This window comes from Actinoplanes campanulatus (assembly GCF_014647795.1).
Lineage (GTDB): Bacteria > Actinomycetota > Actinomycetes > Mycobacteriales > Micromonosporaceae > Actinoplanes > Actinoplanes campanulatus.
The window spans coordinates 108,740-131,190 of sequence record NZ_BMPW01000026.1 but is presented as its reverse complement, the minus strand read 5'-3'; the positions used below and the strand labels follow the sequence as shown (position 1 = coordinate 131,190).

At 72.1% G+C, this 22,451-nt stretch carries 23 protein-coding genes; 4 read left to right on the top strand and 19 right to left on the bottom strand.

Annotation, left to right across the window (positions count from 1 at the left end; genetic code table 11):
- Window positions 1–88 precede the first annotated feature (88 nt).
- Window positions 89–1,081, top strand: coding sequence for a carbohydrate kinase family protein (locus tag IEZ13_RS38855; protein ID WP_183222343.1), 993 nt, complete (start codon window positions 89–91; stop codon window positions 1,079–1,081).
- 236 nt (window positions 1,082–1,317) lie between these two features.
- On the top strand, window positions 1,318–4,080 hold the full coding sequence (locus IEZ13_RS38850; RefSeq protein ID WP_183222342.1) for an AAA family ATPase: 2,763 nt from the start codon (window positions 1,318–1,320) through the stop codon (window positions 4,078–4,080).
- 89 nt (window positions 4,081–4,169) lie between these two features.
- Here the strand turns inward: IEZ13_RS38850 and IEZ13_RS38845 are convergent, their stop codons facing one another.
- The 12 genes from IEZ13_RS38845 to IEZ13_RS38795 form a co-directional block, all read right to left on the bottom strand.
- The gene (locus tag IEZ13_RS38845; RefSeq protein WP_183222341.1) at window positions 4,170–4,517 is read right to left on the bottom strand and encodes a DoxX family protein; all 348 of its coding nucleotides are present in this window, start codon (window positions 4,515–4,517) and stop codon (window positions 4,170–4,172) included.
- 82 nt (window positions 4,518–4,599) lie between these two features.
- Window positions 4,600–5,301: a transmembrane-type terpene cyclase gene (locus tag IEZ13_RS38840; protein WP_183222340.1), complete on the bottom strand. Its 702-nt coding sequence runs from the start codon at window positions 5,299–5,301 to the stop codon at window positions 4,600–4,602.
- Window positions 5,302–5,327: 26 nt separating this feature from the next.
- On the bottom strand, window positions 5,328–6,353 hold the full coding sequence (locus IEZ13_RS38835) for a prenyltransferase (protein WP_183222339.1): 1,026 nt from the start codon (window positions 6,351–6,353) through the stop codon (window positions 5,328–5,330).
- Between the two features lie 4 nt (window positions 6,354–6,357).
- Window positions 6,358–6,900: a VOC family protein gene (locus tag IEZ13_RS38830; RefSeq protein ID WP_183222338.1), complete on the bottom strand. Its 543-nt coding sequence runs from the start codon at window positions 6,898–6,900 to the stop codon at window positions 6,358–6,360.
- A gap of 42 nt (window positions 6,901–6,942) precedes the next feature.
- Window positions 6,943–7,734: an SDR family oxidoreductase gene (locus tag IEZ13_RS38825; RefSeq protein ID WP_183222337.1), complete on the bottom strand. Its 792-nt coding sequence runs from the start codon at window positions 7,732–7,734 to the stop codon at window positions 6,943–6,945.
- Window positions 7,731–8,450, bottom strand: coding sequence for a cupin domain-containing protein (locus tag IEZ13_RS38820; protein ID WP_183222336.1), 720 nt, complete (start codon window positions 8,448–8,450; stop codon window positions 7,731–7,733). Before IEZ13_RS38820 ends, IEZ13_RS38825 begins: the two co-directional genes overlap by 4 nt.
- Complete coding sequence (locus IEZ13_RS38815) at window positions 8,441–9,529, bottom strand: zinc-dependent alcohol dehydrogenase (protein WP_203833847.1); 1,089 nt, start codon at window positions 9,527–9,529, stop codon at window positions 8,441–8,443. The genes IEZ13_RS38820 and IEZ13_RS38815 overlap by 10 nt, the downstream gene beginning before the upstream one ends.
- Window positions 9,529–9,909, bottom strand: coding sequence for a cupin domain-containing protein (locus tag IEZ13_RS38810; RefSeq protein ID WP_183222335.1), 381 nt, complete (start codon window positions 9,907–9,909; stop codon window positions 9,529–9,531). Before IEZ13_RS38810 ends, IEZ13_RS38815 begins: the two co-directional genes overlap by 1 nt.
- Complete coding sequence (locus IEZ13_RS47120; RefSeq protein ID WP_203833846.1) at window positions 9,906–10,223, bottom strand: hypothetical protein; 318 nt, start codon at window positions 10,221–10,223, stop codon at window positions 9,906–9,908. The genes IEZ13_RS38810 and IEZ13_RS47120 overlap by 4 nt, the downstream gene beginning before the upstream one ends.
- On the bottom strand, window positions 10,220–10,618 hold the full coding sequence (locus tag IEZ13_RS47115) for a cupin domain-containing protein (protein ID WP_203833845.1): 399 nt from the start codon (window positions 10,616–10,618) through the stop codon (window positions 10,220–10,222). Before IEZ13_RS47115 ends, IEZ13_RS47120 begins: the two co-directional genes overlap by 4 nt.
- Window positions 10,611–11,858, bottom strand: coding sequence for a sedoheptulose 7-phosphate cyclase (locus IEZ13_RS38800; protein ID WP_183222334.1), 1,248 nt, complete (start codon window positions 11,856–11,858; stop codon window positions 10,611–10,613). Before IEZ13_RS38800 ends, IEZ13_RS47115 begins: the two co-directional genes overlap by 8 nt.
- Window positions 11,859–12,007: 149 nt before the next feature.
- Window positions 12,008–13,051, bottom strand: coding sequence for a 3-oxoacyl-ACP synthase III family protein (locus IEZ13_RS38795; protein ID WP_221245618.1), 1,044 nt, complete (start codon window positions 13,049–13,051; stop codon window positions 12,008–12,010).
- Between the two features lie 60 nt (window positions 13,052–13,111).
- On the opposite strand from IEZ13_RS38795, the gene IEZ13_RS38790 reads away from it, so the two are divergent.
- Window positions 13,112–13,468: a winged helix-turn-helix transcriptional regulator gene (locus tag IEZ13_RS38790; RefSeq protein ID WP_183222333.1), complete on the top strand. Its 357-nt coding sequence runs from the start codon at window positions 13,112–13,114 to the stop codon at window positions 13,466–13,468.
- 11 nt (window positions 13,469–13,479) lie between these two features.
- On the opposite strand, the gene IEZ13_RS38785 is transcribed toward IEZ13_RS38790, so the two are convergent.
- From IEZ13_RS38785 to IEZ13_RS38755, 7 genes are read right to left on the bottom strand one after another with little or no spacing between them, the layout of a single operon-like run.
- Window positions 13,480–14,655 (bottom strand): hydroxymethylglutaryl-CoA synthase, encoded by a 1,176-nt coding sequence (locus IEZ13_RS38785; RefSeq protein WP_183222332.1) that lies wholly within the window; start codon window positions 14,653–14,655, stop codon window positions 13,480–13,482.
- Between the two features lie 2 nt (window positions 14,656–14,657).
- The gene (locus IEZ13_RS38780; protein WP_183222331.1) at window positions 14,658–15,719 is read right to left on the bottom strand and encodes a hydroxymethylglutaryl-CoA reductase; all 1,062 of its coding nucleotides are present in this window, start codon (window positions 15,717–15,719) and stop codon (window positions 14,658–14,660) included.
- Entirely contained in the window at window positions 15,716–16,807 is a 1,092-nt protein-coding gene (fni, locus tag IEZ13_RS38775; RefSeq protein ID WP_183222330.1) for a type 2 isopentenyl-diphosphate Delta-isomerase, read from the bottom strand. The genes IEZ13_RS38780 and fni overlap by 4 nt, the downstream gene beginning before the upstream one ends.
- Window positions 16,804–17,919 (bottom strand): phosphomevalonate kinase, encoded by a 1,116-nt coding sequence (locus tag IEZ13_RS38770; RefSeq protein ID WP_183222329.1) that lies wholly within the window; start codon window positions 17,917–17,919, stop codon window positions 16,804–16,806. The genes fni and IEZ13_RS38770 overlap by 4 nt, the downstream gene beginning before the upstream one ends.
- Window positions 17,916–18,938 (bottom strand): diphosphomevalonate decarboxylase, encoded by a 1,023-nt coding sequence (gene mvaD / locus IEZ13_RS38765; protein WP_183222328.1) that lies wholly within the window; start codon window positions 18,936–18,938, stop codon window positions 17,916–17,918. Before mvaD ends, IEZ13_RS38770 begins: the two co-directional genes overlap by 4 nt.
- Window positions 18,928–19,968: a mevalonate kinase gene (mvk, locus tag IEZ13_RS38760; protein ID WP_183222327.1), complete on the bottom strand. Its 1,041-nt coding sequence runs from the start codon at window positions 19,966–19,968 to the stop codon at window positions 18,928–18,930. The genes mvaD and mvk overlap by 11 nt, the downstream gene beginning before the upstream one ends.
- Window positions 19,968–21,056: a polyprenyl synthetase family protein gene (locus IEZ13_RS38755; RefSeq protein WP_183222326.1), complete on the bottom strand. Its 1,089-nt coding sequence runs from the start codon at window positions 21,054–21,056 to the stop codon at window positions 19,968–19,970. The genes mvk and IEZ13_RS38755 overlap by 1 nt, the downstream gene beginning before the upstream one ends.
- A 279-nt stretch (window positions 21,057–21,335) precedes the next feature.
- On the opposite strand from IEZ13_RS38755, the gene IEZ13_RS38750 reads away from it, so the two are divergent.
- A complete protein-coding gene (locus tag IEZ13_RS38750; protein WP_183222325.1) occupies window positions 21,336–22,418 on the top strand; it encodes a lipocalin-like domain-containing protein in 1,083 nt (360 codons plus the stop codon).
- Window positions 22,419–22,451: the final 33 nt, after the last annotated feature.

The following is a 22,451-nucleotide window of genomic DNA, read 5'->3' as shown; positions in this document are numbered from 1 at the left end:
TACGGCCACTTCGGCCGTGAACTGCCGGACCTGCGGTGGGAGAGCACCGACCGCGCCACCGACCTCAAGAGCGCGGCCACGGCCTGACATGACCGGCATCTACGTGACCGGGTCGATCGCGACCGACCATCTGATGACGTTCCCCGGCAGCTTCACCGAGCAGCTCATCGCCGACCGCCTCGACACCGTCTCCCTGTCGTTCCTGGTGGACGACCTGGTCGTACGCCACGGCGGGGTCGCCGCGAACATCGCCTACGGCTTGGCCCTGCTCGGCCGTCGCCCGCGGCTGGTCGGCGCGGTCGGCGCCGACTTCGACGGTTATCGCCGCCGGCTGGAACACTCCGGGGTGGACTGCTCCGCGGTGCACGTCAGCCGCACCGCCCACACCGCGCGGTTCATCTGCACCACCGACGCCCGGCAGTGCCAGATCGCGTCGTTCTACCCGGGCGCCATGGCGGAGGCCGCCGAGATCGACCTGGCCGGCATCGTCGGCGCGACGCGGCCCGAGCTGGTGATCGTCGCGCCCGACGCGCCGGGCGCCATGGTGCGGCACGCGGCCGCCTGCCGTGAGCACGGGTGGCCGTTCGCGGCGGATCCGTCGCAGCAGATCGCCCGGATGTCCGGGCCCGAGATCAAGGAGTTCGTCTCGGGCGCCGACTACCTGATGACCAACGAGTACGAGCTGGACCTGCTCCTGGAGAAGTGCGGGATCCGCGAACCGGACCTGCCCGGCCTGGTCGGCACGGTGGTGACCACCCGGGGCGAGCGGGGAGTCCGGATCCGGGACCGGCACGGCGAGACGTCGGTGCCCGCGGCGCCGATCCCGGCGGTGGTGGACCCGACCGGAGGGGGTGACGCGTTCCGCTCGGGATTCGTCGCCGGGATCGCCTGGGGACTCACGCCGGGCGACGCCGCCGCGGTCGGATGCCAGGTCGCCGCCTTCGCGCTGCGGCACGAGGGCAGCCAGGAGTACGCCTTCACCCCGGAGGCGTTCTGTTCCGCCCTCGTCGAGAACTACCGGGACACCCGGCCCGGCGCGGTGTCCGCCGCCGTGCTGCGGCTCGAGGGAGCCGCCGCCTGATTCCGGCAACCCGCGGACCGTCGCCGAAAGGGGGGCTCACCGGAGCGTTCCCCCGATTCGGCATTTCATTTTCAGAAAGCCTTCCAACAATTTCGCCGCGTGACTCGTGACACTTTCTCGAAAAGAGAATTTCATCGACGTACATATATGGGCGGGTTAGGGTTACCGAAGTCCACAGCGGCCGCCGCTGCGTTTCATCGGATAAGAACAAATAATGGGGGATCCGAGTGGCTGTGTTGACCAGGACGCACTATCTCGATGAGTTGCGCCGTCTTGACGATCTTCGCCGGCTCGCCGATCTGGCCGAGACCGGGGCCGCACAGGTGGTGCTGGTGGAGGGATCCGCGGGGGCCGGCAAGACCGCCCTCGTCAACGAGTTCCTGACCGGCCACGCCGGCGGATGGCGGACGATGCGCGCCCGGTGCGGTCAACTGGAGCAGGACCGGCCGTTGAGCACCGTCCGGCAGCTGTTCGAACCGGCCACTCCGGTCGCGGGCCGCCAGGCGCTGCGCGGCGGGCTGCCCACCGCGTACACCGTCCACCACCGGCTGCAGCACCAGCTCGCCGAGCTCGCCAGGCAGCAGCCGGTCATCCTCGTCGTCGACGACATGCATCTCGCCGACGACGAGTCGCTGCGCTGGCTCGACTACGCCGGCCGCCGGCTGGACGGCCTGCCGGTGCTGCTGCTTCTCACCCGCCGCCCGTCACAGCGCGGCGAGCACGCCGCGGTCCTCGCGGAACTGGCCGCGCACACCGCCTTCACCCGGGTGGGCCTGCCCCCGCTGAGCGTCAACGGGGTCCGGAGACTGGCCGCGACGATCCTGGACCACCCGATCGACGACCGTTTCGTCCTCGCCTGCCACACGCTCTGCCGGGGCAATCCGCAGCTGGTCCGCGCGCTGCTGGAACGGCTGGCCGGCGCCACCCCGATCCACCATCTGGAGGAGGTCTTCCGCACCGTCCTGCTGGACATCCTGCTGGCACGGCTGCACCGGCAGCCCCGGCAGCACGCCGCGGTCGCCGCGGCGCTGGCCGTCCTCCCCGAGCACTCCGACCGTGACCTGGTCGCCGAGGTCGCCATGGCCGACGTGCCCGGGATCGATCACGCGCTCGAACAGCTCGCCGACATCGGGCTGTTGCACCCGGACGATCCCGGGCGGCTGAGCGACCCGGGTCTGCGTGACGCGATCCGCGCGAGTCTGAGCCCGGACGAACGCGGCGCCCAGCACACCCGTACCGCCCTGGCCCTGCGCCGGCGGGGCGCCAGCCATTCCGACATCGCCGAGCAGTTGCTGGCCGCCCCGACGTACGGCGAGAAGTGGGTGGTGTGCACACTCCTGCAAGCGGCCCGGGAGCACATGGCGGGCGGCCGGGCCGGGACCGCGGCCCGGCTGCTGCGCCGGGCGATGCGTGAGCCCCTCGACGGGGAGCAGCGGCTCAACGTGCCGTTGGCGCTGGCCACCGCGCAGATCGAGGCCGGCAGCAACACCGGCGGCCTGCACGGGCTGGACGAGGGGATGCGGCTGGCCGCCACCCCGCACGAGCGCGGCACCGTGGCGGCCCGGCTGGCCTACAGCCTGCACAGCGCACGCAATCCCTGTGGCACCGCGGAGGCCCTGCACAACGCGATCAACGGCCTGGCCGGCAGCGACGACGAGGCGGACCGCACGCTGACGCTGCAACTGCAGACGCAACTGATGTTCCACGGTTACTGGTGCTCCGCCACCGCACCGGACGCCGCCGCGCTCGCCGACCGGATCAGCCGGACCGTGCCGGGGCGGACCCACGACGAGCAGCAGGCGCTCGCGGTGGCCGCGCTGTGCCGGGCCGCGGCGCTCTCCGCCTCGGCCGAGAAGACCGTCGCCGTCATCGAGCGGCAGCTCACCGCCGGCCTGCACGCGGCGGCGGCCGGTCTGCCCTACTTCCTCTGCGCGCTGACCGGCCTCGGCCTCAGCGACCGGACCGACTTCGCCGAGCACCTGCTGAGCTGGCCGCTGGACACGCCGCGCTGCCTGCACTCCAGCCTGATGGAGGGGCTGGTCGCGCTGGTCCGCGCGGACCTCGCCCGGCGCACCGGAGATCTGGCGGCCGCACGGACGGCGGGCCGGGAGGCGGTCCGGATCCTGCAACGCGCCGACCGCCAGATGCTGTTCAGCCCCACGGCCGCCGCGGGCCTCGCCGACACGCTGATGAGCATGGGGCAGCACGAGGAGGCGGAGGCCCTGCTGCGCGAGTGGCGGGGCGACACCGTGCCCGGCACCCAGGGCTGGGCCGCGCTGCTGGTGGCCTGCGGCCGGCTGCGACACATCCAGGGCGACCACTCCGGGGCGCTGGCGGACCTGCTCGCCTGCAGCAACTTCGTCTCCTGGGCGCCGTGGGCCAACCCGGCGATCCTCAACTGGCGGTCTATGACGGTGATCGCGTACGCCGAGACCGGCCGCTCCCAGGCCGCACGGCGGCTGGCCGTGCAGGAGCTCGCGCTGGCCCGCAGCTGGGGCGCCGCCACGCCGGTGGGCGCGGCCCTGCGGACCCTGGGCAACGTCACCCCGGGGGCGGACGGGCTGCGCCTGCTGGAGGAGTCGGCCGCGGTGCTGGCCGGGTCGCCGGCCCGGCTCGAACACGCCCGGACCCTGGTCGACCTCGGTACGGCCCTGGCCGGGCAGGACCAGCCGGAGCAGGCGCGCCCACACCTGCGCCGCGGGCTGGACCTGGCCCAGGAGTGCGGCGCGGCGCCGCTGGCCGAGCAGGCCTACGCGGCCCTGGTGGCCACCGGGGCGAGGCCGCGCCGGCTGCGCGGGACGGGCCTGGCCGCCCTCACCCCGACCGAGCAGCGCACCGCGATGGAGGCCGCCCGCGGCTGCTCCAACCGGGACATCGCGGCCCGCCTCTTCGTCAGTCAGCGGGCCGTGGAGAAGGCGCTCACCTCGGTCTACCGCAAGCTCGGCATCGCCGGGCGGCTCCAGTTGCCGGCCGCGATGGAGTCCGCCTCCCGGCACTGACATCCGCTGTCGAGAGCCGGGGCCGACACGGCGACGTCCGCCGTGGCGGCCCCGGCTGGGCCACCCGCTCAGCTGAGGGTGAGACCAGCTCAGCTGAGGGTAAGCGCGGTGGCCGCGCCGCCGGCCAGGACGGCCAGCACGGCGGCCGGCAGACCCTGGGCCGGCTCCTTGGCCCGGGCGTGGGCGATGTAGCCGCCGACCATCAGGAGGGTCAGCCCGACCGCGGCGGCGATGCCCAGCGGTTTCCAGGCGAGGCCGATGAGCAGGCCGACCGCGGCGGACACCTCCAGCACACCGACGAACCGCAGGAACGGGAACGGGACACCGATCCGCTCCGACGTCTCCCGGATCGGCTTGGCCCCGAACAGCTTCGCGAGCCCCAGCGACAGGAACACGGCGGCGAGAAGGATCGACAGGGTGGTCGAGACGACAGACATGAGACAGCCCTTCGGAGACCAGACGACGGCATCTACCGGCAGGAAGTATAGTAACTTCTTTTTTTGCAGTGGCTAGACCCGGTCATACCGTACGCCAGACCGGCCGGCCCTCCTTCACGAAGGCGCGGTGCAGCATCACGATGTAGAGGATGTCGAGCACCACCGTGGTGGCGAAGAGCACCGGGAACAGCAGCCGGTCGGGGTAGTTGGCGATCGCGAGGACCGTGGCGGCCGCGTTCGCCACCAGCTTGAGCACCGCGATGTACATCGTCTGCCCGTCCGTCGAACCGCGGCGCAGCAGCATCCAGATGAAGGCGTAACTCAGGAAACAGTCGAGGAGCAGGGCCGGGTACAGGAAGTCGCCGCCCAGGTCGTGCGGGAGCGCGTACATGAACCCGAACCCGAACGCGAAGAGGCCGGCGACCGACCAGCGGTAGACCGCCGGCGCGACCCCGGGGAAGTCGCGCCGGCCGAACCTGATCGCCTGGTAGACGATGACCAGGTCGATGGCGAACCAGAAGACGTTGATCGTCCAGTTCGCACGGTCCACCGGGAACACCCAGGTGAACATCGTCTCCCAGCCGATGTTGCCGGCGAGCGCGAGCAGCGGGATGCCCAGGCGCCCGTCCTTGAAACCGCGCCGGATCGCCATCAGGTAGATGGCCGACCAGCCGACCGCGAACACCAACTGGAGGATCGTCTGCACGGTCAGATCGATCTCGTGCTTGGGCGCCAGCGCCGGCACCGGGTCACCGGCGGCGAGCAGCGCTTCCCATTGCGGCATGTGGAGAGACCTCTCGTGAAAAGGCGTCAGGCCCGGCGGCGGACGCCCGCGATCAGGACGATGAACAGCAGCAGGTACGCCACCAGCAGGGCGCCCACCAGCGGGTCGCCGCCGGCCTGGATCAGCACGCCGAGCGTCGCGGCGAAACCCGTGGAGGCGGCGTGCAGCGTGGCCCGCAACGCCACCGCGTTGCTGCGTGCCGGGTCGCTCAGCGGATCGTCCAGCAGACCCCGCACCAGCCAGTACGCCAGCGGCGCGGTGAGCAGCACGGCCACCCCCACCACCGGCGGCAGGGCGCCCGCGATCGTCACCACGACCAGCAGCAGGTACGCGACGACGTTCAGCGCGGCGATCAACCCGACGGCGCGCCGGGGACCCAGCCGGTTGGGCACCGTGTGCTTGCCGACCGCGAGATCCGCCTCGTGGTCGCACAGGTTCATCACCATCATGCGGGCGCTCATCACCAGGAAGAGCGGCACGCACACCGCCGGCAGCTCGACCGGGATCCGGCCCGCCTGGAGGTAGCACACCAGGCCCGGGGTGAGCAGGGTGAGCACGGCGGCGGTGGTCACCTCGCCCAGCGCGCGGTAGTTCAGCCGGACCGGCGGCGCGGTGTAGAACCAGGCGAGCGCCAGGATCAGCACCGCGGTCAGCCGGCTGCCCACCGACGGCATCAGGGCGGCCACCGCGATCATCGCGAACAGTGCCACGAACGCCGCCGAGAGGCTGGCCATCGGGGTCAGCAGGCCCTGGGTCAGCACCCGGCTGCCCCCGGTCCAGGCGGTCGGCGAGGCGTGCGCGGTGTCGGCGTCCCAGTCGAAGTACTCGTTGCAGAAGTGGGTCATCAGGTGTGTGCCGGAGATGAAGACCTGGGCGAGCAGGTACTCGCGCCACCGCAGCCCCTCCCCGGCGAGCGCGGCCAGCCCCATCCCGAGGGCCACCGTGATGAGGCTCTCCAGCAGGAACTTCAGCCGCGCCAGCCGGATGAAGGCGAGGATCACCTCCCGGCGGGACCGGGTCGGCGCGGCTCGCGTGTCGTCGACGGCGGTCATCGCCTCAGTCGTTCCAGGTCGCGTCTACGGAGGCGAGCCGGTCGGGCACCTGCCGCTCGTACGGCATGCCGGCCGGCATGTTGAGCACCTCCATCTGCAGGCCCCACGGCGTGGTGAAGTAGACCCACCGGTCCCCGGCGATGACCCCGTCGGTGATGGTCTGCGGCTCGCCGAGGATCCGCACCCCGGGCTGGGCCCGCAGGTACTCGACGGCGGCGTCCACATCGTCGACGTGGATGGCGAGGTGGTGGCCGCCCCAGTCGCTGTTGCGCGGGAGCCTGCGGTTCTGGCCGGGCGCGTCGTACTCGAACAGCTCCAGATTGGTGGACGGGCCGAGCCGGAGCATCGCGATGTGGGCCGAGGCCTTCGCGTCGACGTTCAGCTGGCGCGTCATCCAGTCACCGGCGGTGTCCTCCACCGGCCCGAGCCGGTAGAGCAGCCGTGCGCCGATCACGTCGACGAAGAACCGGACCGCCTCGTCCAGATCCGGCACCGTGTAGGCGACGTGGTGCACGTACCCCGCGCCCGGAATTCCCTGTGCTGCCATGCTGGTGGTCTCCTTCGTGGATGCGGTGGGAGCGGGTGCGGCTCAGTTGCGCCCGGCGTAGCGCGCGTTGGCCACGGCGGCCGTCAGCGAGAGGCCGCCGTCGACGGTGATCAGGGCGCCGGTCAGGTAGGCGGCGCCGGGCTCGGCCAGGAAGGCGATGAGCTCGGCGACCTCGCGCGACCTGCCGGGCCGGCCCAGCGGGATCTCCGGCCGGGCGACCTCGGCGGCGTCGACCTCGTCGGGCACGCCGTTCATCGGCGTGGCCGTCTCGCCCGGGCTGACCGCGTTGACGGTGATGTCGTGTTCGGCCAGCTCCAGCGCCATCACCTTGGTGAGCATCGACAGCCCGCCCTTGGCCGCGCAGTAGGTGGCGCCGCCCCCGATCGGGATCGTGTCATGCACCGAGCTGACGTTGACGATCCGGCCGCCACGCCCCTGCCGGACCATGTGGCGGGCGGCGACCTGGGCGCAGCCGAACGGCCCGGTGAGGTCGACGGCGAGCACCCGCTGCCAGTCCTGGAGGGTCTCCTCCAGGAACGGCGCACGCCGGTTCACGCCCGCGTTGTTGACGAACACGTCCACCCCGCCCAGCCGTTCGACCGCGGTCTCCAGGGCCGCCGCGGCGCCCGCCGGGTCGGCCAGGTCCTGCGCGAACACCAGGGCGGCGGCGCCGCGGGCGGCCACCGCCTCGGCGGTCTCGTGGGCGGCCTTCTCGTTGGCCCGGTAGCCGATGCCCACGTCGAAACCGCGTCCGGCGAGGACGGTCGCCGTCGCCCGGCCGATGCCGGAGCTGGCGCCGGTCACGATCGCGATCGGTCGTCGCTTCTCACTCATGCGGTCGCCTTCCGGGACATCAGCTGGTATCCGGCCGTATCGAGGTCACCGGCGCCGAGGTAGCCGTAGACGGTGCGGGTGATCACGCCGGGTGCGGTGCGGTAGCCGTGCCATTCGCCGGCGGGCACATACACCAGGTCGCCGGGGCCCACCGACACCGGCCCGGACTCGGTCAGGTGCTCGCCACCGCCGGACAGGACCAGGAAGTACTCGTCCGCGGACGGATGACGATGCAGGTCGTGGCTGCCGCCGGGGGTGAAGGTGGAGGTGGCCACGACGAGGCTCCGGGCGCCCAGCGTGGCGGCGGTGACCAGCCAGCGCACTCCCATGTCGACGAAGCCGCCGAAGCCGGTCAGCGCGTCGCCGTGGGGCCGGGCGTTCAGCGTGAACCGTCCGGCCGGGGCCGCGGGGGCGACCGGGCCGGGGGCGGTCTCCCCGCCCCGGACCAGGAGCAGCGTCGCGCCGGCCGCACCGGCGGTCACCCGCCACCGGCCACTGCGCGCGTCGGCGAACATGCCGTCGCCGGGGCCGAGCGGCTGGTCGCCGGCCTCGTCGTGCCAGCGCACGTCGCCCTTCCGCACCAGCACCGCGGTCTCGGCGCCCGACGAGCCGGGCACGACGGCGCCGGGAGTGAGCCGCCGCACCGCGAGCATGCCGCGAGCCCCGGCGTCCAGCCGGCTCTCGCCGGCATCGTGGTGCGTGTGGATCAGGCGCATCGCCGGTCTCCTTCCCACTCGGTGAGGTCCAGCAGCACCTTGGGCGGGCCGGACCGGGCGCTCTCCATGAAGGCGAACGCCTCGGCCGCGGCCCCGGCCGGGAACGTCGCCCCGATCAGCGGGTCCGCCGTGAGCGCGCCGGTCGCGAAGAGCTCGATGGTGCGGTCGTAGTGGTCGAGTCCGTGCTGGATGCCGAGGACGGAGACGCCGCGCAGCGCGACGGATCCGGCGACCACTCCCGCGGTCGGCTCGTTGGCCACCCCGATGACCCCGACCCGCCCGCCCGGCTCGACCAGGTCGAGCGCATGGGCGAACGCCTCCGGGGCCCCGGAGGCCTCCACGACCAGGGAGTACGAGCCGGCGGTCGTCTCGCCCACCGGTATCGCCCGGTCCGCGCCACAGTGGACGGCCAGCGCCAGCCCGGCCGGGTCCACGCCGACGGCGTCCACCCGTCCGGCCACCCGGCGGGCGAACTGCACGGCGAGCAGTCCGATGGTGCCGGTGCCGAGGACGGCGACCCGGTCGTCGAAGCCGCAGCCGGTACGCGCGAACGACTCGACGACGGTGACCGCCGGCTCGACCAGGGCCGCGGTCCGGTCCGGCACCGCCTCGGGCAGCCGGGCCAGGGCGTGCCCCGGGACCCGGATGTACTGTGCGGCGGCGCCGTCGAGCCCGTACAGGCCGACCTCGCGCATGCGCCGGCACAGCCCACGCCGCCCGGCCCGGCAGCGGGCGCAGCCGCCGCACGGCACCATGGTCTGACCGGCCACCCGGTCGCCCGGCCGCCAGCCGGTGCCCGGATCGGCGCTGACCACCCGGCCGCACCACTCGTGGCCGAAGATCAGCGGGGTGGCCGCCCGGCCGTCGCCGAGGTAGCTCGACGTGCCGTGGAACAGCTCCAGATCGGTCCCGCAGATCCCGACATGTCGCGGAGCCACCAGGACGGTGCCCGGCAGGGGCTCCGGCACCGGAACCGAGGCCGTTTCCAGACGTCCCGGGCCGACGATGGTGACCGCCTCCATCGAGCCGGACGGCCATCCGGCCGAGGACTCGGTACGGACTTCGCTGAGCAGCGACATCACAGCCTCGGCTTCCGGCCGGGCAGCCGTGCGCTGACCGGTTCGGGCAGCACGGCGATCCACAGCAGTTCCAGGCCGTCGTCACCGCCGCGCAGCCGGATCCGGCGTTCCTCCGGGGTGAGCACGGCGTCGCCGGCCGCGATCCGCCGGGGCCGGGGGCCACCGTCGAAGAACTCCCCGGCGCCGTCCACGACCAGCCAGACGCTCTCCAGGCCGGAGCGGCCGGTCAGCGCGAACTCGGTGCCGGGCGCCAGCCGCAGATGATCGATGGACTCGCACTCGCTGTGCAGCATGCCGCGCCGGGCCAGGCAGCGCCAGTCGATGCGCTCGCCGGTCCGCGCCACGGTGCGCGAGCCCCGCGCGGTGCGGGTGACGATCATCGGGCCGTCTCCGCGACGGCCAGGACGACGGCGAAGTACTCGATCCCGCCCGTACCGGCGGTGATCCGCAGTTCGGTGTCCAGCGGGACCGTCACCGACACCCCGTGAGCCAGCGCCGCGGTGGTGTCGCCCGAGTGCGCGTCGCCGGCGCCGTCGAGGACGAAGAGCGTGGTCTCCGTACCCGGGCTCGAAAGGAGCCGTTGCTCGCCCGCCGCCAGCCGCACCCGCCGGATGCCGCGCACCGGCCCGCCGAGGACGCCGGCCGGGTCGGCCTCTCCGGGCTGCTGAAGATTGATCACCTGTGCACGGCTCATCCCGCCTCACTCCCTTCGCTCAACACCGCTGCGGTGGCGGGTGTCGACATCTCCACGACCAGCCAGGCGAGGTCGTCCTCGCCGACGTTGCGCAGCCCGTGCGTCACCCCGGCGCCGGTCAGGATCAGGGATCCCGCCGCCACCCGGGTCGCCACGCCGTCGAGGAGGATCTCGCCGGTGCCGGACAGCACGAAATAGATCTCCTCGGTACGGGTGTGCAGGTGTTCCCCGCTCACTCCACCGGGCGGCAGGCACGCCCACTCGATCGCCTCCCAGCCGGCGGACAGCCCGGCCCGCCGGGCGAGGCACTTCCACCGGGACGCGCCCTCGGTGCCGTGCACCCCGTAGACCACCGACGGATCCGACACGTCGGCGACCACCACACCGTCACGCATGGGCCCGCTCCATCTCCCGTAGGTCCTCCAGCGCGCGAGCGAGCTCGCCGAGGGTGACGTCGTTGGCGAACACCGCCGCGCCGATCCCGGCCGGCAGGGGCAGCCGTTGCAGCCCGTCCCGATGCCGGATGGTGCTCTCCATGGCCTCCACCAGCAGCGGCCAGTCGACGGCGGGGTGGTCCACCGGGAGGTCGAGCGCGCGCATCAGCCGCAGGACGCGGCCGCTCTCCTCGGAGCCGACCGAACCGCGCCGGGCGGCCAGCATGGTGAACAGGGCCATGTCGATCGCGACCGCCTCGCCGTGCAGCAGCTCGGGCAGGGCGACCATCTCGATGCTGGGGCTGATCGAGTGCCCGAAGTCGACGAGCCGGTCGAGCTGCTGCTCCTTGAGGTTGGGGGCGAGCTCGTGCAGCATCCCGGCGATCGCCCGGTCCAGGACCTCGTCCGCGGCCCTCCGGCCGGTCTCGGTCGTGCCCTGGAACCGCTCGTCGATCAGGAGCTGACCGTGCGCCTCCAGCAGGTCGAACAGGCGCGCGTCGGTGACCAGGGCGATCTTCAGGATCTCGGCGAGGCCGTTGCTGAGATGGCGGCGGTCCAGCGTCGCCAGGAACGACCGGTCCAGCAGGACGGCGGCCGGCGCGAAGTAGGTGCCGAGCCGGTTCTTGTGGACGCCGTGGTTGACGCCGGTCTTGACCCCGATCCCCGCGTCGATGAGCCCGACCAGCGTGGTCGGCACCCGGACGTGGGGGGTGCCCCGGCGGTACAGGCTGGCGGCGAGACCGGCGATGTCCAGCAGGACCCCGCCGCCGATCGCGATGATCGGCTCGCGCCGCCGGCTGATGCCGAAGTCGTCCAGTGCCGACACCAGCCGCAGGACCGCCTGCATCGTCTTGGTCTCCTCGGAGACCCGGAGACGCAGGATGCGGTGCTGGACCTGGTTGCGGGTGAGGTAGTCGCGCACCCGGTCGCCGTAGTGATCGGCCACCCGGTCGTCGATGACCACGAAGCGGCGCGCCGGGCCGGCCGGGCCGCCGGCGGCGTCCAGCAGCGCCGGGTTCTCCGGGTCGAGCAGGCCGTCGGCGAGCTGGACCTCGTACGCGAACTGCTCCGGTGCCGTCACCGCCCAGCTCCGCACCTGATACACCGGGGTGTCGCGCCCGTTGCGGCCCGCCACCAGCTTCTCGGACGCCACGACGGAACCGCTGCTGTCCGTCACGATGATCGGTCCTGGGTCATTCATCGCCTCTCCCGTATATGCCCCGTGGTGATGCTCCGAGTCTCGGTTCGCATTGCTGGGCCCAACAAGATCACCGTCTATTCTGTTCGGGGATCGGTTCGGGTGGCCGTACCATTTCCCGGCCTTTTCGAAAGAATGGGAATCGGACGTCATCACCAGTGCAGGACGCTGATTCCGGTCGCCATCCCGCCGCCGAAGCCGGCGAGCAGCACCACGTCACCGGCGCGCAGCCGGCCGGACCGGTTGGCGTGGTCGAGCGTGATGGGGATCGAGGCGGCGCCGGTGTTGCCGTAGCGCTCGACGGTTCGGTGCAGCACCGCCCGTGGCAGGTCCAGGTGCGGCAGCAGGCTGTCGAGCATCCGCCCGTTGGCCTGGTGCGGGATGACGTGATCGACGTCGTCCGGGGACAGCCCCGCGTCCTTGAGGAACCCGGCGACCGCGGGCGGCAGGTAGCTCTCGACGAACTCGCGCACCGCCCGGCCCTGCATGGTGAAGTGCTGGAGGCCGGCGGCGAGGGCCTCGGCGGTCAGCGGGGTCCGGCTACCGCCGCCGGGCACCCGGATGAGATCCGCGTACTCGCCGAAGCTGGCCAGCTGGTCGGCCACCATGCCCCGCTCCGGGGGGACGTCGCCGAGGATCACGGCTCCGGCCCCGTCGCCGAAGAGCGTGCTGGTACGCCGGTCGGTGCGGTTGAGGATGCGCGAGTAGACGTCCGCGCCGATCACCAGGGCCCGGCCGCCGGCGGTCTGCGCCAGGAAGCGCTGCGCCACCGAGAGCGCGAAGACGAACCCGCTGCACACGGCGTTGATGTCGAAGGCGGCGGCGCCGGTGGCGCCGAGCGCTCCCTGCACCAGCGACGCGGTGGACGGCTGGGGGTAGTCCGGCGTCGAGGTGGCGACGATGATCAGCTGGAGGTCCGCGGCACGCACCGCCGCCGCCTCCAGCGCCCGGCGGGCCGCGGCGATCGCCAGGTCGGACGTCGCCTGGTCGGGCGCGGCCCGGCGGCGGCTGAGGATGCCGGTCCGTTCGCTGATCCAGGCGGCGTCCACTCCGGCCGGTACGGCGACCTCGTCGTTGCCGATCTCGGTCTCCGGCAGGTAGGAGCCCGTCGCCAGGATCCCGATCGATACCCGGCCCGGCAGCCGGACGGTGGTGCCGTGCCGGGGCGTCATGTGCTCTGCCGACAGGATTCCCATGTCTCCCCCATGTCGAGGTCGTACGGTGCCCGGCCGCGTGCCGCCGGGTAACCTGGGCGGATGGATGCCGGTCACGACGAATGCGAGAGCGTCAGCGACGCCCTGACGCAGGTCTTCGCCGTCCTCGGCAAGCGGTGGAACGGCCTGATCCTGGCGATCCTGCTGGGCGGTCCCGCCCGGTTCGGGCAGCTTCGCCAGGCGGTCCCGGGCATCGGCGAGCGCATGCTGGCCGCCCGGCTCGCGGAGTTGGCGGAGTCCGGTCTGGTGGTGCGCGAGGTGCTGGAGGGCCCGCCGCTCGGCGTCCAGTACAGGTTGACCGCCAAGGGCGCGGCGCTGCGGCCGGCGCTGCAGGAGCTCGACCGCTGGGCCCACGACCACTTCATCGATCAGCCGGCGCAGACACCCGCCCGGTCCTGAGGGGCGCCCGGCTACAGCTGCTCGTAGAGGCGCTTGTGGCCGGCGAGCCCGGCCAGGCGGTAGGGGCCGGTGGTCTCCCTCGGCACGGCGTGGTTCCCGCCGTCGACCGGGAAGGAATGGTCGTGGATCTCCCGGTACTTCGCGTAGTCGATCTCCTGCCGCCGGTCGATCGCCGCCCGGTGCATGTCGGTGCGCAGGTGTGAGCGATACCCCGGCACCACGGTGCCGGCGAAGAACTCGGCGACGCTGCCGGAGCCGTAGCTGAGGAAGCCGACGGTTCGGTCGGTCAGGTCGTCGGCGTTGTCGAGCAGTGAGGCGAGCGCGAGGTACACCGACGCGGTGTAGCTGTTGCCGATGACGGCGTTGTAGCCGGTCGTCTGGCCGATGGCCCGGGTGATCTCGCCGTCGTCGACGTCGTACCCGCAGTGGTCGAGCAGGTGCCGGTGCGCCTTGTAGGCCATCTTCGTGAACGGCTGGTGGTAGCAGAACGCGGTGAACTCGTCGAGCGAGCGGCCCCCTCGCTCGGTGTAGTCCTTCCACGCCCCCTCCACCGCCTGGAGGTAGGCGGAGATGGACTCCTGCCCGTCGACCAGGGCGGTGGTGCGGTAGTTCGGGCGCCAGAAGTCCATGATGTCGGCGGTGAACATGCCCGAGGGGTTCTCGATCCGCATCAGCGCGGGCTCCGCGCTGACCAGCATGGCCACCGCGGCGGCACCCTGAGTCGCCTCGCCGGGCGTGCCCCGCTCGTACTTCGAGACGTCGCTGGCGATCACCAGGACCTGCTCGGAGCGGTCCCGGTGGACCAGTCCGAGCGCGAACTGGAGCGCGGCGGTGCCGCTGTAGCAGGCCTGTTTGAGCTCGACGACCCGGGCGCCGGCCGGCAGGCCCAGCAGCGAGTGGACGTAGATGCCGGCGGCCTTCGCCTGGTCGATGGAGGACTCCGTGGCGAACAGGACCGTCCGGATCTGGTCGGCGCCGTGCCGGGCGACGACGGGTGCGGCCGCCGCGGCGGCCATCGTCACGATATCCTCGTCGACGGCGGGCACGCTCATCGACCGCTGGCCGATGCCCTTGTGGTATTTGGCGACGTCGGCGCCGTTCTCGGCGGCCAGCGTCTCGTGCGTCAGAACGTACTGTCCGGTCGCTGCCGAGAAGTCGTGCAGGCCGATGGCGAAATCCGCGGACATCGCTACTCTCCGATCTTGGCGGTCTTGTTGTCGCGCTCCAACCGGACGTGCGCCTGCATCAGCTCACCCGGGTTGGTCTGCGCCGCGAGCAGGGACAGTTCCCCGCACAGCACGGTGGCCGCGGTGATCACCGCGAGCCGGCGGGCGTTCTCACCGGGCTCGCGCTCCTCCCGGCAGCCCAGCCGGGTCAGGTTCTCCTCGACGAAGTCGAGTCCCTTGCCGTTGCCGACGGTGCCGAGGATCAGGTTCGGCAGGGTGCAGGAGAAGTAGAGGTCACCGTCGCGGTCCTCGGCCACCGTCACGCCCTGCGAGCCCTCGATGATGTTGGCGGCGTCCTGCCCGGTCGCCAGATAGATCCCGAGCAGCATGTTCGCGTAGTGCGCGTTGGCCGAGCGGATGCCGCCGGCGAGCAGCGTGCCGATCAGGTTCTTGTGCACGTTGAGCTCGGCGACCGCGGCGGCCGTCGTGTGCAGGTTGTCCCGGACGATGTCGCGCGGAATCGTCAGTTCGGTGATCACGTTCTTGCCGCGGCCGAGGATGCCGTTGACCGCGGTCGCCTTCTTGTCGGTGCAGTAGTTTCCCGAGATCGAGCCGTACGAGATCCCCGGAATCGTCTTGAGGATGTGCGCGAGCAGCGCGTCGGCGGCCAGCGTCGCCATGTTGTGCCCGGACGCGTCGCCGGTGGTGAAATCGAAGCGCAGATACAGCAGGTGCGCGGTGATCTCGTGGTGGAAGCCGATCAGCTCGACGAAACGGCCGCAGGTGCGCACGATCTCCCGCAGTTCGTCGAGCCGGGCGTCGACCTCCAGCGCGGCCATGTAGGCGGTCTGCGCGTCCTCCGCCCGGACCAGCACCGAGCGGGTCATGCGCTCGTCGACGAGGGTGGCGACGATGCCCGGCCCGACCAGCCGGGAGATCTTCGCGCCCCGGCCGACCGAGGGCCACAGCGGCGACTCGTAGGTGGCGAGCGGGACCTCCGTCTCGATGTCTCCCACGTTCCCGGTGATGTGCAGCGGGCCCACCCACCGCAGGGGAACACTGGCGGTCAATGTCGTGTCGCTCATCGTGTGCCTCCGATCGGCTCCGGGCCGCCACGGTGCGACCGGGAGCGTGTAGCGAGCCGGCGGATGTCGATGTCCCGGTCGGCGCAGAAGTCGCGCAGGCCGTCGCTGATCAGCACATCGCACCGGGTCAGTTCCGCCGGGTTCCGCGCACCCAGCGCGGTCATCAGGGCTTTCAGCTGATCGAGCCATCCGGAGATCAGCGCGATCAGGGCGGGCGGGCCGCCGTCGAGCACGGTGGTGAGGAACAGCCCGGACGCGCCGACGGCGGAGGCGCCGAGCGCCAGGGCCCGTACCACGTCGAGCGGGTGGCGGACCCCACCCGACCCGAGCACCGGGAGGCCGGCGCCCTGGGCGTCCAGCAGGCAGGCCGGGGTGGACTGTCCCCACCCGTTGAGGAAGGAGTAGTCGGCCCGGTCCCGCCGGTCGTTCTCGATCCGCGCGAAGTTCGTGCCGCCGCTGCCGGCGACATCGGCCACCGTCACACCGAGCTCCCGCAGCCGTTCCAGGGTCTCGCGGCTGAGCCCGAAGCCGACCTCCTTGACGATCACCGGTACGCCGGCGCCGGCCACGATCTTCCCGATCTGCGGCTCCCACGACGAGAACGCGCGGTCGCCCTCCGGCATCACCGTCTCCTGGATGGAGTTCAGGTGGATCTGGAGGGCGTCGGCCTCCATCAGGTCGATCGCCCGGCGGGCCTTGTCGACGGTGGCGTTGGCGTTGACGTTCGCGATGATGAACCCCTTCGGGTTCTCCCGGCGCATCACGCTGAAGGTGTCCGCCACCGCGTCGTCGGCGAAGTACGCGCTCATCGACCCGGTGGCGATGGGCACCCCGGTCTCCTGGGCGGCGATCGCGAGATCACGGTTGATCAGGCCGGTCTTGGCGCTGCCGCCGGTCATCGCGTTGATGTACAGCGGGACCGGCCACTCGATGCCGCCGAACCGGGTGGTCAGCGAGATGTCGGCACGGTCGATGCCGGCCAGCGCGTGGTGGACGAAGGACACGTCGTCGAACTGGTTGTGCCCGTCGGGGCGGCGCTGCTGCTCGGCGGCGAAACGGACGTGGTCGTCCTTCCGGTTGGCGATCATTCTGGGCTTCCCTTCGTGGGCTGGACATGGATCGGCATGGGCAGCACCCCGGCGGCGACCCATTCCTTCCGCAGTTGTGAGATGTCCCGTTTGGCCGCGGCGTCCAGCAGGGCGATGCCGCAGTCCCCACCGCCGGCCCCCGACGGTTTGGCCGCGCCACCGACGGCGTCGGCGGCGTCGCACAGCGCCGTGAGCCGGGGGGTGAAGATGCCCAGCCGGACCTCGTCGTCCAGGTCGGCGAGCACCCGGCGGGCGGCCCGGATGTGCTCCAGCAACTCCCGGTCGTCTCCCCGGTCCAGCGCCCCCATCGCGGCCCGCACGCACTCGTCGCTGCGCGCCAGGAAGCCGCGTTGCGCCGCACTGCCCCGCCAGGCCCGCGAGCCCAGGCGCTGGGCCAGGGAGAACGTGCTGGCGGGCTCGCCCGTCCAGCCCACCTCCAGGGCCAGTCCCCGCGGCGGCTCCAGCCGGCGGACCGAGAAACCCGGCCACGGGCTGCGCAGCATCTCCCCGACCCCGCGCCGGTCGGCCAGGTCGAGGACGACGGCCCGGTCCGGCGCGTGGTACGCGAGCCAGCCACCCCACACGCTGGCGGCCAGGTCACCGCCGGACGAGCCGGCATCGTGCCGTGCCGTCGCCAGCATCGCGAGCCGGTACCGCTGTTCGGGGGACAACTCCACGCCGCAGTACGACGCCACCGCCGTCACCACCGCCACCGTGACCGCGCCGCTCGAGCCCAGGCCGAACTTGAGGCCGTCGCGGTGCAGGCGGCTGCGGATCGACAGGTGCACGGCGGGCATCCGCGACCCGCGTTCGGTCAGCAGCTCGCCGACCACGCCGATCGCCGACAGCACATGGCCGAGCCCTTCGGGCGCCTTCCCCGCGTCCGCGCCGGCCGCCACGAGGTCGCCACCTCGCCGCTCCAGCCGTGTCTCCGCCGGGTTCAGATCCGAGTCGATCACGACGTCGGCGCCGTCCGGTGTGGACACCGTGACGCTCACCTGCCGGTCGACCGCGATCAGGATCGCCGGGTGGCCCGGTTCCATCACCGCGTACTCGCCCGCGACGAACAGCTTTCCCGGCGCGTCCGAGCGGACCGGGGGCGGGCCGCTCACCGGCCGGCCTCCGTCCGCAGCAGCGCGGCCGGGCCCGGACCGGCGGTGAGGACCGAGCAGTCCGGTACGGCGGCCCGCACCGCGTCGGCCACCCGCACGGCGTCCGCCCGGTGGCAGAGCACCTTGACGTTCGGTCCGGCGTCCATGGTCGCGTAGGCCGCGACGCCGTCCGCCCGCAGTCGCAGGACGCTGTCGAGCACGGTCACGGTGTCCGGGGACAGGTATCGCACCGCGGGGCGTGCGGCCAGCATCGTGGCGTGCATGCCGAGCGCGTTGCGCTCGGCGATCTCGCCCACCGCCGCCAGATCGCCGCGGTGCAGCGCGCCCCGCATCTCGGCCAGGTCGATCTTGCTGGACGCCGCCCAGGACTGGTAGAGCGGTGACGTGGCGACGGTACGCCGCATCGCCGCACGGCTGGACACGGCTTTGGGGCCCGCGTTCACCAGCGCGATCACCAGTGCCGGGTCCAGGCCGGTGACGGGCACCGGCTCGGCGTAGGCGCTCTGATCGGCGGCCGCACCGCCGCCCCGGCCGGCGTGGCAGATCGCGAAGCCGCCGAAGATCGACCGGGAGGCCGACGCCGAGCCCCGCCGGGCCAGCCGGGAGAGAGCGGTGGGATCGAGATCGAGACCGTACGCGGCGGCGCCCGCCATGGCCAGCGCGGCGAACCCGCTCGCCGAGGAGGCGAGCCCGGCCCCGGTGGGCACCACGTTGCGGGTGTCGACGACGGCCCGCTCGTCGCGCCCGGCCATCGCCCGCAGCAGGTCCAGGAACGTGACGACGCGCTGCCGGAAGTCGCCCGTCGCGGGTGAGCCGTCGAGGGTGACCCGATCGGTCCGCTCCTCCGGGCCGAGCGCGACGGTGGTGACGGTGGGCAGGATGTCCAGGGTCATCGACAGGCTGTCGACGTACGGGATCATCAGGCGCTCGTCGCTCTTGCCCCAGTACTTGATCAGCGCGATGTTCGGATGGGCCACCGCGGTCGCGGCAGCTGCTTTCAACTGGTTGTCAACGGTCATGGCTGGCGAACCTCCCCACCGGTACGACCCAGGACTTCACCGCGCCGGCCGCCTCGATGCCGTGCGCGACCGCTTCCGCCCGGCCTGGGTCGCCGGCCAGCGCGATCATGCAGCCACCCAGCCCACCGCCAGTGATCTTGGCGCCCAGGCCACCGGCGGCCAGCGCCGCTTCGACCATCGCGTCGATCGGCTCGGTACTGATCCCGAGATCGCGGAGCAAGCGGTGGTTCTCGGTCAGGCGGGCGCCGAACCCGGTCAGCCGGCCGTCCTCGAGATCGCGCAGCGCCGCGGTGGTCAGCTCCGACACCCGGCGTACGAATGCTTCTTTGATCTTCTCGTCCTGGTCGAACCGATCCCGCAACAGCTCCACCGCCTCCTTGGTGCTGCCCCCGGCGCCGCTGTCCGCGACGATGAAGACACCGTCGAAACGGGACGGCCCGCCGGACATGGTGATCGGCAGCTCCCGGGCGCTGCCGCCGCGGAAGAGCAGCGGGGCCGTCGCCCCGGTGGCCAGCGCGTCGATGCCGCTCGCCCGGCCGTGCGCCACCGTCTCCGACGCCTGCACGAGGTCGTAGACCGCGGCGGCGTCGAGCGGGCGGCCGAAGGCGTCGGCCAGGGCGAGCACCGCCGCCCGGGCACACGCGGCGCTGGAGCCGAGCCCCCGGCCCTGCGGGATGCCGGAGTCGATGAGCACGTCGGCGCACATGCGCCCGGTGACGGCGGTCCTCTCCCTGAACTTCTCCACCAGGTACTGCAAACCGTCGGTGACCAGTGGCGTCACCGGTGCGGGATGCTGCCCGGCGATCACGAAGGAGATCTTGTCCGGGCCGTCGCCCGGGCACGCGAACCGTGTCGCGTGCACCGTGACGGTCAGCTGCGGCATCGGCATGACCAGCGCCGGAGCGCCGTACACGACGGCGTGCTCGCCGAGCAGGATGGCTTTGCCGTGCGCGCGGCCGACACCGGGGCGGCCGGACTCGGCGCCCGTGCCACCGCGGCCGGGGAAGGTGACCAGATCCGTCGACGACATCACAGGGCCCGCTGCGTCACCTTGATCGCCATTTCGGCGAGCTGATGTTTCGCGGGGCCGGCGGCACTGCTCGCCTCCAGCACGGCCACCGCCTCGTCGGTGCGCAGCGCGATCTGCCGCTCGGTCTGCTCGACGGCGCCGACGTCGACGAGGATGGCGCGGATCCGGGCGAGGTCCGCCTCGGAGATGTCGGTGCCGACACTCGCCCGCAGGAACGCCGCCGCCTCCGGGTCCTGTTCGTCGGCCAGTTTCAGCGCGGTCGCGAGCAGCACCGTCCGCTTGCCCTCGCGCAGGTCGTCACCGGACGGCTTGCCGGTCACCTCGGGATCGCCGAAGACGCCGAGCAGGTCGTCGCGGAGCTGGAACGCGATCCCCAGACCGGCGCCGAAACTCCGGTACGCCGTGATCAGGTCGGCCGGGGCGCCGGCGATGGCCGCCCCGAACTGCAACGGACGTTCCACCGTGTACGACGCCGTCTTGTACCGGTTCACGCGCAGCGCCGCGTCGACGTCCTCGTCGTCACGGGCCTGGCTGATCAGGTCGAGCAGCTGGCCGTACATCACCTCGGAACGCACCGCGGACCACACCGGCGACACCCGGGCCTGCGCGTCGGCCGGCAGCCCGGACCCGCGGACCAGGACGTCGGCCCAGATCAGGGCCAGATCGCCGATCAGGATGGCGGTGCCCGTGCCGAAGATCTGCGAGTCACCGGAGAAGCGGCTCGCCCGGTGCCGTTCGGCGTACGTGATGTGCGCGGCGGGATGCCCGCGCCGGGTCCGGGACGCGTCGATGATGTCGTCGTGGATCAGGCCGGCCGCGTGCAGCAGCTCGAAGCCGGAGCAGGCGCTCAGCACCGCCTCGGCGCCCGGGTCCTCCGGGTCCCCGCCCGCACCGATCCAGCCCAGCCAGGCGAAGGTCGGCCGGATGCGCTTGCCGCCGCGCAGCACGAAACTCTCCAGATCGCCGACCATCACCGCGAAGTCCGGTCCGAGCGCGACGGCCTCGGCACGGCGTTCGATGAAGAAGTTCCTGATCGCGACATCGACGGCGGCCGTGGCGGCGGCCACTTCGAGATAGGTGGCGGTCATGATCTCATCTCCCGATTGCGGACACCCATGAATCCGGGTTGTTGCCCCGAGTCTTTTAGCCACGCTCGGCGAGCGTCAATGCGGAAATGAGTTTTGTACGGGGTTCGGTTCGGTGAAGGTACGGCCCGGCGCCGCCCGACAGTAAATTGCTATTGGCGGGCCGCCGGAGCCGCTCCTACCCTGGCCCGGGCGCATTCGGCGCCGCATCAATGGATTCATCTGCCGCAGGCCGCGACGAAAAAGCGCGGGGCTGCCGCACGCTTACGGGGAGGAATTGACATGAGGTACGCCAAGAGTTGGCGAAGAATCACGGCATCAGGGGTTGCCGCGCTGATCGTGCTCGCACCGGTGCGCGGTTCCGCCGCGGGAGACAGCTCCGCCGACCCGTTCAAGAGGATCGCCTGCACGGCCGGCGCCGCGCCGACCGCGGTGCCCGCCGACCCCGCTTTCCCGACGTTCCCGAAACTGCCCGGCGACCTGGCCGCCCACCCCGGGATCGGCTGGGAGGGCTGGTATTTCGTCGGCCACCTGTGCGCGGGCCCGCACCAGTTCGCCTACCAGGTGGCGTTCACCGTCGGTAAGAACACGGCGGAGACCAACATCGCCGTCACCGACCTGAACACCGGCGCCTTCCACCAGAAGTGGAGCAGCTTCCCGCTCGACCAGGTCAGCGCGTCCGGGTCGGAGATCGCGGTGCGCATGCCGACCGGGTCGCTGACCGGCACACTCGACGCGCTGTCACTGCGCGGAGTCCTGCCGAACGCCGACATCGACCTCGGCCTCCGGGCCACCGGGCCGGCGCTGTACTTCGGCGGCACCGGGCTCATCCCGTTGTGGGGAACGACCACCTACAACATCGAGCTGCCGTACTTCGCCGCCGCCGGGACGCTCACCCTCGACGGTACGAAATACCCGGTGACCGGTACGGCCTGGATGGACCATCAGTACTTCGCCGGCGACTTCTCCAAGTTCAAGAAGTGGACGTGGATGGCCGTCACCCTGGACAACGGGGACCGGATCGCGCTGCTGGACAACTACTCCACCGTCGACGAGGACCACGCCGCGACAGTGCTGCACCCCGACGGCCGCATCGAGGTCGCCGAGCTGGTGCCGCTCGCCGAGGACGCGGGCGCCTTCTGGACGAGCCCGGTGACCGGCAAACGGTTCCCGACCCGGTGGGTGGTGCGCATCCCGTCGATCGACACCAGGCTCGTGGTGGACGCGCGTCCCCGCGCGCAGGAGATCGTGCGCACCAGTGCCGCGTCCGGGGTCTACGAAGGAGCGGCCACCGCGACCGGGACCTACCGTGGCCGGCCGGCGCGGGCCCTGGTGCACGTCGAGATGCTGGGCGACTGGAGGTAGCCCGGAGAGCCGGCCGGGCCGCGACGGCCCGGC